This is a genomic window from Mucilaginibacter rubeus, assembly GCF_003286415.2.
GTDB lineage: Bacteria > Bacteroidota > Bacteroidia > Sphingobacteriales > Sphingobacteriaceae > Mucilaginibacter > Mucilaginibacter rubeus_A.
In genome coordinates this window covers 1295462-1308993 of the sequence record NZ_CP043450.1, presented here as the reverse complement: position 1 = coordinate 1308993, position 13532 = coordinate 1295462, and the positions used below count along the sequence as shown (strand labels likewise).

The 13532-nt window shown below is 42.9% G+C and carries 8 protein-coding genes; 5 read left to right on the top strand and 3 right to left on the bottom strand.

Features of this window, described 5'->3' with window-relative positions; translation table 11 throughout:
• The first annotated feature begins 10 nt into the window (after positions 1–10).
• The 4 genes from DEO27_RS05415 to DEO27_RS05400 all read left to right on the top strand — a co-directional run bounded on the left by DEO27_RS05415 (position 11) and on the right by DEO27_RS05400 (position 6243).
• Complete coding sequence (locus tag DEO27_RS05415) at positions 11–1621, top strand: CTP synthase (protein ID WP_112574063.1); 1611 nt, start codon at positions 11–13, stop codon at positions 1619–1621.
• A 22-nt stretch (positions 1622–1643) separates the two neighbouring features.
• Positions 1644–3488 (top strand): membrane protein insertase YidC, encoded by a 1845-nt coding sequence (gene yidC, locus DEO27_RS05410; RefSeq protein ID WP_112574064.1) that lies wholly within the window; start codon positions 1644–1646, stop codon positions 3486–3488.
• Positions 3489–3706: 218 nt separating this feature from the next.
• A complete protein-coding gene (locus DEO27_RS05405) occupies positions 3707–5071 on the top strand; it encodes an exonuclease domain-containing protein (RefSeq protein ID WP_112574065.1) in 1365 nt (454 codons plus the stop codon).
• A 635-nt stretch (positions 5072–5706) separates the two neighbouring features.
• Positions 5707–6243 (top strand): pyridoxamine 5'-phosphate oxidase family protein, encoded by a 537-nt coding sequence (locus DEO27_RS05400; protein WP_112574066.1) that lies wholly within the window; start codon positions 5707–5709, stop codon positions 6241–6243.
• Between the two features lie 118 nt (positions 6244–6361).
• On the opposite strand, the gene DEO27_RS05395 is transcribed toward DEO27_RS05400, so the two are convergent.
• On the bottom strand, positions 6362–8344 hold the full coding sequence (locus tag DEO27_RS05395; protein ID WP_149301868.1) for an alpha/beta hydrolase family protein: 1983 nt from the start codon (positions 8342–8344) through the stop codon (positions 6362–6364).
• 30 nt (positions 8345–8374) lie between these two features.
• On the bottom strand, positions 8375–10348 hold the full coding sequence (locus DEO27_RS05390) for an alpha/beta hydrolase family protein (RefSeq protein ID WP_112574068.1): 1974 nt from the start codon (positions 10346–10348) through the stop codon (positions 8375–8377).
• A 280-nt stretch (positions 10349–10628) separates the two neighbouring features.
• Between DEO27_RS05390 and DEO27_RS05385 the strand changes: the two genes are divergently transcribed.
• Positions 10629–12071: a B12-binding domain-containing radical SAM protein gene (locus DEO27_RS05385; RefSeq protein WP_112574178.1), complete on the top strand. Its 1443-nt coding sequence runs from the start codon at positions 10629–10631 to the stop codon at positions 12069–12071.
• A 307-nt stretch (positions 12072–12378) separates the two neighbouring features.
• On the opposite strand, the gene pyrF is transcribed toward DEO27_RS05385, so the two are convergent.
• Positions 12379–13209, bottom strand: a complete 831-nt coding sequence (gene pyrF, locus DEO27_RS05380; protein ID WP_112574070.1) for an orotidine-5'-phosphate decarboxylase — start codon at positions 13207–13209, stop codon at positions 12379–12381.
• Positions 13210–13532 lie beyond the last annotated feature (323 nt).

The window sequence follows — 13532 nt, the reverse complement described above, 5'->3', positions numbered from 1 at the left end:
AAAAAAAATCATGACTAAATATATTTTTGTTACGGGCGGTGTTACCTCATCGTTAGGAAAAGGTATAATCTCTGCTTCTTTAGCCAAACTACTTCAATCGCGCGGTTACCGCGTAACCATCCAAAAGTTCGATCCCTATATTAATATCGATCCGGGAACCCTTAACCCTTATGAACACGGCGAATGCTATGTTACCGAAGATGGTGCCGAAACCGATCTTGACCTTGGCCACTACGAGCGTTTCCTGAACACCCCTACTTCAAAAGCTAATAACATCACCACCGGTCGTATTTATCAAAATGTGATCAACAAAGAGCGTGAAGGTGCTTTTTTAGGCAAAACTGTACAGGTAGTACCACACATTACCGACGAAATTAAAAGAAACTTCCGCATCCTGGGCGAAAACGGCGAATTTGACATCGTGATCACCGAGCTTGGCGGTACCGTAGGTGATATCGAATCGTTGCCATATATTGAGGCTGTAAGGCAGTTCCGTTGGGAAATTGGCTCTAACAACTCATTGGTTATTCACCTTACCCTGGTGCCTTTCCTTGCAGCTGCAGGCGAATTGAAAACCAAACCAACCCAGCACTCCGTAAAAATGCTATTGGAATACGGTATCCAGCCAGATGTATTGGTTTGCCGTACAGAGCATCACTTAACTAACGATATCCGTAAAAAAATAGCACAGTTCTGTAACGTAAATATCAACGCGGTTATTGAATCAATTGACGCGCCGAGTATTTATGATGTGCCTTTGTTAATGCTGAAAGAACAGCTTGACAAAACTGTATTGACCAAATTAAAGCTTCCACACAAAAACGAGCCAAGCCTTGAAAATTGGAAAGATTTTCTTGGTCGCCTAAAAAACCCAACTGCCGATGTACGCATCGCCCTGGTTGGTAAATATGTGGAACTGCCTGATGCTTATAAATCAATTACCGAAGCATTTATCCATGCAGGTGCTAAACAGGAATGTAAAGTGCGGATTGAATATATCCCATCTGAACAGTTAACTCCTGAAAACGCCGTTGAAAAACTGAAAGGTATGCATGGCGTATTGGTTGCCCCTGGCTTTGGCGAACGTGGCTTTGAAGGCAAAATTCAGGCTATCCGTCACGTACGTGAAAACAATATTCCTTTCTTTGGGATCTGTTTAGGTATGCAATGTGCCGTAGTTGAATTTGGCCGTCACGTATTGGAACTTGAAGGAGCCAACAGCACCGAAATGAACCCCGACACCCCACATCCGGTTATCGGCATGATGGAAGATCAGAAAAACATTACACTGAAAGGTGGCACTATGCGTTTGGGCGCTTATCCTTGCGATATCAAAAAAGGGACTAAAGCAGCTGCTATTTATGGTAAAAACCATATTTCGGAAAGGCACCGTCACCGTTACGAGTTTAATAATGACTATCTTAAGCAATATGAGGCTGCAGGCCTTACCCCATCCGGCATAAATCCTGACAATGGCCTGGTGGAGATTGTTGAGTTAAAAAATCACCCATTTTTTGTTGGTTCGCAATTTCACCCCGAATTAAAATCAACAGTTGCTAATCCGCACCCACTTTTTATTAACTTTGTCGCCGCTTCGCTGGCTTATGCCCGCAAAAAATAAGTAATTGTACGATAATTAGATAATGGATAAAAATACGTTTACAGGATTATTCCTGATCATGGCGATCATTGCCGGCTCGATATACTTTTTAAAGCCATCGGAAGCCGACCTTAAAAAAGAACGCGAGGTACAGCACCAGGATTCGCTGAAAAAAGCAGGCGCAGCCGCGACGGCAGCAGCTAAAAACACAGCTAAGTTTGATACTTCAAAAACAGCCCCGGTTGATTCGGCTTTATTAAAAATGCCTTTTGGCGCCGCTTCAGTTGGTAAGGAAGACTTTGTTACCATCGAGAACAAAGAATTGCTTATTAAATTAAGTACTAAGGGTGGTAAAGTGTCTTCGGTTGAGTTAAAGAACTATAAAACCTTTAGCAAACAACCTTTAGTACTTTTCAGTGGCGACAATAACCAGTTTGGTTTAAAGTTTGCCGCCGGCGTTGCCAATATCAACACCAACAATTACTATTTTACACCAAGCGCTAAAGCACTTACCGTAGCCGAAAAAGATTCGGGTTCGGTTACCATGCGTTTAAGCTACAGCCCAACTCAGTATATTGATTATATATACAGTTTAAAAGGTGATGGCTTTAAACTTGGCTTAACCATTAAGCCTACCGGCCTTGATGCTGTAATTGCAAACAGCAGCACCTATAACCTGAACTGGGCAGCCAGCCTGCACAAACAGGAAAAGGATATGAAACAGGAACGCCAGTACTCTACGGTATACTATTACAATACCGATGGCGATGTTGATTACCTGAGCGAAACTAAAGACGATCAGAAAAGCATCAGCGATAAAAAAATGGCCTGGGTTGGTTTTAAGCAACACTTCTTTTCAAATGTGTTGATTGCAAAGAATAATATAGCCAAAACAGATGTCGCGGTTGCTACAGATGTTAATGATACTACCGATGTAAAACAAATGAAGGCCGATCTGTCGCTTACACGCGCATCAGATGGTTCTGTACCGTTAGAGTTTTACTTTGGCCCTAACCGTTTCAATACACTTAAAGATCAGGGCCATGACCTTGACAAAATGGTAAACCTGGGCTGGGGGCCTTTAAAATACATCAACCGTTTCGCGGTATTGCCTGTATTTAATTTCCTTAACAAGTTTAATTGGAACTACGGTTTAATCATCCTGGTATTAACGGTATTGTTGAAACTGGTGTTATCGCCGCTTACTTATAAATCATACCTGTCAATGGCTAAAATGCGTGTGCTGAAGCCAGAAATGGATGAAATCAAAACCAAAGTTGGTGAGGATAACCCTACTTTATTGCAACAGGAATACCTAAAGCTATACAAAAAAGCAGGCGTTAACCCATTGGGCGGTTGTTTACCATTACTGATCCAAATGCCGATAGTTATCGCGTTTTTCCGCTTTTTCCCAAGCTTATTTGAGCTAAGGGGCGAAAGCTTCCTGTGGATGCATGACCTTTCAACTTATGATTCGGTTATCAAGTTTGCTCCTGTAGCTTTCCTTGGCGGTGTTAACCACATTAGCTTAATGTGTTTGCTGATGACTATCTCAACGTTGATCTATACCTATTTCAACAACCAGATCTCGGGCGCTACTGGCCAAATGAAATACATAGGTTATATCACTCCTCTTGTGTTCCTGTTTACACTTAACAGCTACCCTGCAGGTTTGAACTACTATTACTTCCTGGCCAACATGTTCACCTTCTTACAACAATACCTGATCAAATTCATGGTTGATGATAAGAAGATCCATGCCCAGATCCAGGAAAACAAAAAGAAACCTGAAGACACTAAAAAGAAAAAATCAGGCTTCAGCGCAAAAATGGAAGAGATGATGCGTCAGCAACAACAAGTTCAGGCTAATAAGAATAAGAAGTCTTAAGTTTTTTTAGTCGGAAGTCTACAGTCGGATAGTCCGAAAGATATTTGAGCCCCTGGGAAAGTTTCTCAGGGGCTTTTTGTTTATAAATTGGATCAAATGCAGCTCTTTCCAAACCTAAATTTTCGGACTTCCAGACTTTCCGACTGCGGACTTTCCGACTTCCTGACTTTTTCAAAAAGAACTAAAATAATTAGCAAAATTGTTTTACATTTGAAATAATGTATGCAATTGTCGATATCGAAACCACCGGAGGGCATGCCAGCGCAAATGGCATTACCGAGATAGCCATATGCATACATGACGGTAAAAAGGTAGTGAAGCGCTTTGAAACACTTGTTAACCCGCAGCGTGACATCCCTATTTACATTAGCGCCTTAACAGGTATTACCAATGAAATGGTAAAAGACGCCCCTCCTTTTGAGGATGTAGCGGCGGATATTTATCACCTCATTCATGGTAAGATCTTCGTTGCCCATAACGTCAATTTCGATTTTTCTTTTGTAAGGTATCACCTCGCTGCCGCGGGATACGATCTGCAAACCAATAAGCTATGCACCGTAAGGCTTGGTCGCAAGATAATACCGGGATTGCCTTCCTATAGCCTGGGCAAATTATGTAAACACCTTGGTATCGATAACCAAAGCCGTCACCGCGCCATGGGCGATGCCGAGGCGACTGCTGAACTCTTTACCCTGCTATTAAACAGCGATACGGATGGGCATATCAAACAATCGCTTAAACTGGGCTCAAAAGACCAGATATTGCCGCCTAACCTATCTAAAAAAGATATAGACCAATTGCCGTACACGCCGGGAGTATATTACTTTCACGATCAAAAAGGCAAAGTAATCTATGTAGGCAAGGCCAAAAATGTCAGGAAAAGGGTGAGCAGCCATTTTACCGGTAACAATCCCGGCTTTCAGCGGCAGGAGTTTTTGCGCAATATCCACCAGATCAGCTACCAGGTTTGTGGCACCGAACTGATTGCCTTTGTACTGGAAGCCATTGAGATCAAACGCCTGTGGCCAAAATATAACCGTTCGTTAAAGCGTTTTGAAAATGCCTTTTGTCTTTACGCTTTTGAAGATCAGCGAGGCTACATTCGCCTGGCGGTTGATAAATACCGCAAATATAGCGATCCGATATATACCTGTAATTCCCTGCTTGACGGATATAACCTACTCAACAAGCTGATAGAGGCCTTTGACCTATGCCCGAAGCTTTGTTTTATCCAGAAAAACAATGAGCTGTGCACCAGCCCGGCAGGAAGCTCGTGTGCATGTGAAGGTGTTGAGTCCCCTGAAATTTATAACAATAAGGTTAACAACGCCATCGACCAGCTTAAGCAGGCCTTACCAACGTACGCCATCAGGGATGAAGGCCGTACAGGCGATGAGCATAGCTGTATCCTTGTAGAAAAAGGGCAGTTTTATGGTATGGGCTACATCTCTCATTATTTTGACGCGGATAATATACAGCAACTCAAAAGCCACCTCACGCCCTACCCGGGGAATGATTACATCAAAAATATTGTAGCAACTTACGCCTCCAAGTATCCGGAGAGAATGGTGGTGTTTGGATAGACTATTCCCTGCAAATTCAAAGCTTTACATCGCGCGTCATTGCGAGTAACCATCAGGGAGGCCTGAAAAAATCGGAATGACGTTAAGTAAGAATATATCGTTTTTAGTTTGCGGTTATGGTGTGTAGGCCAGCGTTAGGGATTGCAGTGTAAAGCCCGGAGCGTGTGTTGGATTGGGGGGCGGAAAAGCGAGGACTTGTAACGGAAAGCCCGGGCCGCCGGCAACGCTCAAATTGATAATAGATATCAAGAAAAAATATATTTGATAGTCAGTAATTTTCAATTGCATAATTATAAGTCATTGATTATTAATGATATTTTTTTGATTCAATTTTGTAAATATGGGCGTTGCCTGCGGCCCGTGCTATACGCTCATACTACACAGGCATTAGCCACAAGGCCGGTATCCGCTCCTATCACTAACGCGGCCCACGCACAGCATCGCTAAAATACACGCTATAACTCATCTCTTTTTTTCAGGCCTGCCTAATCGTGCCTCGCAATGACGTAACGAGGGGAGCCCGCTCCAACAGAATACTTTTTAACTAAATAATTATCTATTAAGTTAAATAAACTTCACACAAAGATGCTTTCCATTGGTTAATCTTATATCATTTACCAATCAAAAACTTAAACATGGATAGTATCAATCAACAACAGCCCGAGGATAATATGCAGGACCTTAACGGCCCTGAAGCTTTGGCTAAGATCAAAGAAATGGCCGAGAGCGCGAAAAGTTGCTTCTTTGTAAGCAATATCAAAACAGGTGTACCGGCTTCTGTGCGACCGATGTCGGCACAGAAAATTGACGATGCGGGTAATTTCTGGTTCCTGAGCGCCAACGACAGTCATAAAAACGATGAATTAGCTAAAGACCCATTTGTTCATCTGCTTTTCCAGGGATCGGCTTATTCTGATTTTCTGAACCTTTACGGATTCGCTACCATCACCGAAGACAAAGAAAAGATCAAAGAACTGTGGGAGCCGACATTAAAGGTTTGGTTTACTGAGGGTATTGACGATCCGCGTATCAGCATCATCAAAGTTGAACCATCTGAGGGTTATTACTGGGACAATAAACATGGCAATGCCGTAGCTTTTGTTAAACGCCTTGCCGGGGCTGCAATTGGCAAAACTATTGATGACTCCGTTGAGGGAAAGCTGACTGTCTGAAATCAGATTGTCTGAACCTGAATTTGTCGAATCAAGGAATTAAAAGAATTTGAAAAGGCCTGAGATCATTAACTCAGGCCTTTTCAAGTTTATAAGTTAGCTATCAAAAAGCTCCCCTTTAGGGGCTGGGGGATAAATATTTATCAAACCATTCTATATATCGTTGCAACCTGTCAACCTGGTAGCTGGGCACCGTGATACCATGATACTGGCCGGGGTAAAGTACCAACTGTGTTGGTATGCCTTGCGATCTCAGCGCTTGATACATCTGTTCGCCTCCGCCTGTAGGCACGTTAAAATCCTTTAAACCCGACATGAATTGTGTTGGTGTTTTTATTTTATCGGCATGAAAAAACGGGTATGATAGTTTAATGTATTTATCGGCGTTTTTCCATGGCGCGCCCAATTCGTTATCATATTGCATTATCCACTGATCCGAGCCGTAGATGGATAACTGCAAAGCACTCCCCGCCCCGCTTGACGCCGCTTTAAAGCGTGGATCGGTTGCTATGGTATAATCGGTGAGGATACCTCCGTAACTCCAGCCGCCAATTCCAAGGCGGTCTTTATCGGCTATTCCAAGCTTAACCAATTCATCTACAGCGCCAAGTAAGTCCTTCACTTCTTTGTTTCCCCAATCGGCATAAATGGCTTTAGTATATTCGATGCCCCTGCCGGTACTTCCCCTATAGTTTACCGCAGCTACGGCATAACCGGCACAAGCCAGTGTTTGCCTGATCTCGTCAAACTCAAACTCGTCCTGATCTGTAGGGCCGCCGTGAATATAAAGGATGAATGGCATTTTTTTAGTCACCACGCTATCCGGCGTATACAAAATGCCGGATACCAACGTGCCATCACTACTGAACGACTGGAAACCTTTTACATAGGCCAGCTTAACTTCGCTTAGCCATTTTTCCTGGTGAAACGTTAAGCGACGGATCTTCCCATTTTCAATCGCCACCAGTTCATTAGGCATATAAGGCGTAGTCATCCGCCCTACCCATACACCTAAGGAGTGCCCTGCTATATCAGAAAAGCTGCATTCATTTCCTTTATAAACCAGTACAGATTTGCGGAGAAGCACATTATACCTGTTAATATAGCGGATCCTGTCGCTGCTTACCACGTATTCCAGATCTTTACTGTCCTTGCTCCAGGCAATGTTACTTACTGGCCTGTCCAACTGATCGGTTAGCGGGCGGTTGTTTTTACCATCGGCATCCATCAGGTACAAAACATCGTGCTGATAGATGAAATAATCGGCATCACTTGTAGAGCGGAGATATGCAATATGCTTACCATCCGGACTCCACAAAGGATTAATATCGTGGCCGGTAAAAGTAGTTAGCTGCTTTGGTTCTGCGCAGGGTTTAGGCTCAATGGTAAAAATATCGGTATTTTCATTCCGGTCGGGATCAAGCGTATGATTACTCACGTAAGCGATAGTTTTTCCGTCGGGACTCCACTGCGGCGAACTGTCGTCCATATCGCCGCTGGTTAAGGTATCTATCTTTTTAGTGTTAATATCATACACATACAAATGCGAATGCCGGTTTTGCAGGTAGCCATCAATATCCTGTTTAAAATGATAACGATCTATCCGGATAGGCGGTGCGGTTTTAGGTGCCTCCTTGCCTTTATTCTCCGGATCTTTGATGATCAGCGCCAGCCTTTTACTATCCGGCGCCCACACGTACTCTTCAATCTCACCTTTAATATCAGTAAGCTTAAGTCCCTCGCCGCCGCGCCTGTCCATCAGCCAAACCTGACCACCATTTTTTGAATCTTTTTCGGACAGGTACGAGACAGACTTACCATCCGGTGTCCATTTTGGGGTAGACGCAGGCTCATCACCATATGTAAGCTGGATAGATTGCTTGCCATCAAAACTCTGCATCCACAGGTGCGATACACGTTTATCCTTAGCCGTATCAACTTCAGATAATTCATAAACCAACCATTTGCCATCGGGCGATAATTGCGGTGCCATAAGCGTTGGCTGCTTATACAGATCGGTAGGTTTGAGGGGCTTTTTAACAGTTTGGGCAAATACCGGTTTGAAAACCAACCCTCCTAAAATCAACAGAACATATTTCATAAACACGATGCAAAATCCTTAGTGTAAACCTTATTTCTTCAGATACTTATTATACCAATCCACATAACGCTGCAGCCTGTCAACCTGGTAACTTGGCTTGGTAAGGCCGTGAAACTGGTTAGGATACAGTATTAATTCGGTTGGAATGCCTTGAGTGCGCAGAGCTTCATACATCTGCTCGCTACCAATGGTTGGCACATTAAAATCCCGCAGACCTGACATAAACAATACCGGTGTTTTTATTTTATCGGCATGGAAAAACGGATACGAGATCTGGATCCACTTATCTGCATTTTTCCATGGCACACCTATTTCATTTTCATATTGCAATACATACTGGTCGCTCCCGTAAACCGAAAGTTGCAGGGCGCTGCCAGCGCCGCTTGCCGCGGCTTTAAAGCGGGTGTCAGACGCGATGGTATAATCAGTCAGGATACCGCCATAACTCCATCCCCCAATACCCAATTTATCGGGATTGGCAATGCCCAATTTTTCCAGTTCGTCAACCGCCCCGAGCAAATCTTTAACTTCCTTGTTACCCCAATCGGCATAAATAGCTTTACAATAATCAAGACCACGGCCGTTACTGCCCCGGTAATTTACAGCAGCTACGGCGTATCCCGCCGCAGCGAGTGTTTGCCGCGTAGCATCAAAACCAAACTCGTCCTGCCCTACCGGGCCGCCATGAATGAACAGGATCAACGGATATTTCTTGTTAGGAATGCTATCAGGCGTTAAAACAATACCCGATACCTTTGTACCGTCAGAACTTGTTGATTCAAAGCCTTTGGCATAAGCCAATTGTACAGTATTTAACCAGGCATCATGATGAAATGTAAGCCTGCGCAGCTTTTTATCCTCCAAAGCAAATAGCTCCGCGGGTGTGTAGGGATCGGTCTTCTGTACTATCCAATTACCCGAAAGATTAGTAGCGATATCGTTAAAAACATAATCTCCTTTATTTATGGTAGTGATTTTACCATTGTTGATATTGATATTGGCCAGGTAGCGGGTACGATCATCAGTTACAATAAATACAATGTTTTTACTGTCTTTAGTCCAGGTTTGCGCCGCAGCCGGGCGATCAAGCTGCAAGGTAAGTGGCTTATTATTTTGGCCAACAACGTCCATGATACACACTACGCTTTGATCATACATCATATAATCAGCATCACTGGTTGAACGCAGATAGGAAATATACCTACCGTCGGGACTCCATTGCGGATTGCCGTCCCTACCCTTCCAGGTGGTAAGTTGTAACATACTTGCTCCGGGCCGGGCATCAATGGTAAAAATATCAGTGTTTTGATTTTTATCCGGATCGGCACTGCGGTTACTTACAAAAGCGATGGTCTTGCTATCAGGCGACCATACCGGCGAACTCTCGTCTTTATTGCCGCTGGTAAGCGTATCCAGCTTTTTTGTAGCAACATCAATTAAATACAGGTGACTGTGCAAATTTTGAAGGTATCCAACTATATCCTGCTTAAAATGATAGCGATCTATTACTATAGGCTTAGGCGTTTTAGGTTCCTCCTTACCTTTATTTTCAGGGTCGCCAATCACCATTACCAAACGTTTACCATCCGGGCTCCAGGCATAATCGCTTAGGTCGCCTTTAATATTGGTTAGCTTGGCGCCCTCACCGCCACGGCGGTCAATCAGCCAAAGCTGCGAACCTGTTTTTGAATCGCGCGAGGAAAGAAATGACAAATATTTGCCATCCGGGCTCCAACGTGGCGATGAAGCCGCTTCGTCGCCATGTGTTAACTGGATAGACTCCTTACCATCAAAACTCTGCATCCATAAATGAGATACCCTCCGATCTTTCGCCGTATCCACATCCGAAACACTATAGGCCACCCATTTGCCATCGGGCGATAATTGAGGATCGCTAACCGTGGGAATACGATAAACATCAGCAGGCTTTAAAGGCTTTTTTTGTTGGGCGGATGTGCTGAAAGCAACTGAAAGCGTGATAATTGCAAGTAAGGCTCGCTTCATAAATGATGTATTTTATGGAGCCCGTAATTTAGCAAAAGAACCTCGGTTTTAGGGTTAAAAGGATTGCCATGGTTTTGTTATAAAATTTTGGCATATTTTAGAAGCATTTGCAATTCTGAAAGGAATAGCGTTTCCGAAAGATCCTCCATTATCTCTCAGGATGACAAAGCTTTTTTTAATAAATAATTAATCCCCTATCCCAACTCATCCATATTTCTATTTTGAAGTTTCAATTTTATCCTTAACTTTGAAATACAAAGTACTTTTTAATATCAAAATCATGAAAGTAAAATTGATCCTTCCCGCGTTAACCGAAGCCGAAAGTCCTTTTTGGCGGCCGATAAAATATTCACTTTTTCCGCCTTTGGGACTGGCTACACTTGCCGCCTACCTCTCTCCTGATGACGAAATTGACCTGCAGGACCAGCACGTGGAAAAACTCAACCTCAACGATCACCCTCACCTTGTGATTATACAGGTGTATATCACCAACGCCTACCGGGCCTATAAAATAGCCGACCATTACCGGGCAAAAGGATCATACGTAATTTTGGGCGGATTACATGTTACCTCTTTACCATTGGAAGCAGCGCCACATGCCGACAGCATATTTATAGGCCCGGGCGAGGATACATTTCCTAAATTTTTGATTGATTTTAAGAATGGTTGCCCGCAAAAAATATATCGGTCTACCATCCGGACCCTTGAGCGGGTGCCACCAATTCGCCGCGACCTTATCAAAAGGCATTTATATCTGGTGCCCAATTCAATAGTGGTAACACGTGGCTGTCCGCACCATTGCAGCTTTTGTTATAAAGATGCCTTTTTTGAGGGCGGTCGTACTTTTTATACACAGGAAGTTGATGATGCCCTTGCCGAAATTGACCGCCTGCCAGGCAGGCATCTCTACTTTTTAGATGATCATTTGCTCGGCAACACTAAGTTTGCTTCGGCACTTTTTAGTGGGATGAAGGGCATGAACCGTGTTTTTCAGGGAGCCGCAACCGTCGATTCCATATTACGCGGGAACCTAATTGAACAAGCCGCCGAGGCCGGGCTACGCAGCTTATTTGTTGGTTTTGAAACATTTTCGCCCCAAAACCTTAAACAAAGCAATAAAAAGCAGAACCTTGAAAAAGACTATATCAAAGCGGTTAACCGCCTGCACAATCTCGGAATTATGATAAACGGCAGCTTTGTTTTTGGATTAGATGATGATGATAAAGATGTGTTTAAACGTACGGTAGATTGGGGCGTAAAGCATTCCATCACAACATCAACCTATCATGTGCTTACTCCATACCCCGGCACCGAACTATTTAACAGTATGGAACGCCAGGGCCGGATGCTCACAAAAAACTGGGATTTATATGATACCCGGAAGGTCGTGTATCAAACTATAGGTTTAACCGCCCAGGAACTGGAAGATGGTTATTGGTGGGCGTATAAGGAATTTTATAAATGGAATAGTATTTTCAAAGCCAGCATGCAGCATGAATCGCACCTGCATAAGCTGAAACATTTCTTTTACGCCGGCGGATGGAAGAAATTTGAACCAGTATGGAACTTTTTGATCAAAACTAAAAGCCTGAATAATACACTCCCGGCGCTGGAAACGGTATTAACTAAGATAAATTTGGGGAAACGAACGGGTAATGCTATTCCTGATATCGCCGATTTGCCTATTCGACCTTTGCACGTTCAAGCGTCCACGCTTGAATGATTTTTAACTTACAACAACTCATACAGAGATTGTGCAATTCTCTTCTTGAGAGGTTAATATATACATTTATTAAAATAAAAACACGTTGTCATTTCGAACCCTTTGAGGAGGGAAATAGAGAAGGCAAGGGTGAGAAATCTTATACGATATATTATTATCATGCTAAAACTGCTCGTATAAGATTTCTCCTCAACCTATAGCGCAATTCCCCCGCTGTTTCGTCGAAATGACATTTTTTTTGATTATCAAAACGCCTAAAGATGTATACATACCCTAGCGCAGACGCTTGAATCTGCCATTGTTATAGTTATATCACACCAGCCTTTTCGAGCTCAACCTGCATTTGCTGTTGCAGGCTAAGCGCTTCGGCGCGGGCAGCATCGGCAAAATCTTCGCCGTTGCTTGCATACAGGATAGAGCGGGACGAGTTTACGATAAGGCCGCAATCTTTAGTAATACCGTATTTACAAACCTCTGCCAGGCTGCCGCCCTGTGCTCCTACGCCTGGTACCAATAAAAAGTTATCGGGAGCATATGCGCGGATATTGGTAAACTCGGTGCTTTTTGTAGCCCCTACTACATACATGATCCTATCCGCACCTGCCCAGGTATTGGCCTTTTTAATTACGTTTTCATATAAATAACCATCGCCGGTTTCCAGGTATTGAAAATCCTTACTCCCTACTGATGAGGTAAGGGCCAGAATAATTACCCATTTACCTTCATAGGCAAGATATGGTGTAACACTGTCATTACCCATATAAGGTGTAATGGTAATGGCATCAAAGCTCATTCCGCCAGATTGTTCGTCGAAAAACGCTTTGGCATATTTATCGGATGTATTGCCTATGTCGCCACGCTTGGCGTCAATGATGCTTAAACAATCTTTCGGCAGGTATTTATAAGTATCAATTAATGCCTGTAAGCCTTTAATACCGTAAGCTTCATAAAAAGCGGCGTTGGGCTTATAGGCCACACACAAATCCTGTGTAGCATCAATAATGCGTTTGTTAAATTCAAGTATAGGATCGGGGTATGATCTTAAAAATTCAGGGATCTTATTAATATCGGGATCAAGCCCAACACATAAAAACGATTTCTTCTTTTTGATCTGTTCAATTAACTCCTGGCGAGACATCATCAGCTGCTGAATAATATTTTAATTGTCAAAAAAACTAAAAATTTGGCTTATGTGTTCTGATATAGTTGATATTTATTTAATTAATTTGAAATTAAAGAATAATTGTTTACACTTGCATCGTTTTCCATTGAATTTTTCTTGCACTAAAGAAACAATTTAAATCACCACGCTTTTTATTATCACTTTTATATAATACTTGCATGGGTTTGGATGTTTACTAAAAACAAGGTTTCAAGATCAATTTCTTTCAATTATAGCCCTCTCATATGTTTTAACATGTGGTCAAGCTTTAACACTTGCTTAGAAATTTTTGCCGTTTG

Bases quoted from the DNA above. Each gene is read 5' to 3' on its own strand.
- DEO27_RS05390 (WP_112574068.1), bottom strand. From the start codon at position 10,348: ATGAAGCGAGCCTTACTTGCAATTATCACGCTTTCAGTTGCTTTCAGC.
- DEO27_RS05385 (WP_112574178.1), top strand. From the start codon at position 10,629: ATGAAAGTAAAATTGATCCTTCCCGCGTTAACCGAAGCCGAAAGTCCT.
- yidC (WP_112574064.1), top strand. From the start codon at position 1,644: ATGGATAAAAATACGTTTACAGGATTATTCCTGATCATGGCGATCATT.
- DEO27_RS05415 (WP_112574063.1), top strand. From the start codon at position 11: ATGACTAAATATATTTTTGTTACGGGCGGTGTTACCTCATCGTTAGGA.
- DEO27_RS05405 (WP_112574065.1), top strand. From the start codon at position 3,707: ATGTATGCAATTGTCGATATCGAAACCACCGGAGGGCATGCCAGCGCA.
- DEO27_RS05400 (WP_112574066.1), top strand. From the start codon at position 5,707: ATGGATAGTATCAATCAACAACAGCCCGAGGATAATATGCAGGACCTT.
- DEO27_RS05395 (WP_149301868.1), bottom strand. From the start codon at position 8,344: ATGAAATATGTTCTGTTGATTTTAGGAGGGTTGGTTTTCAAACCGGTA.
- pyrF (WP_112574070.1), bottom strand. From the start codon at position 13,209: ATGTCTCGCCAGGAGTTAATTGAACAGATCAAAAAGAAGAAATCGTTT.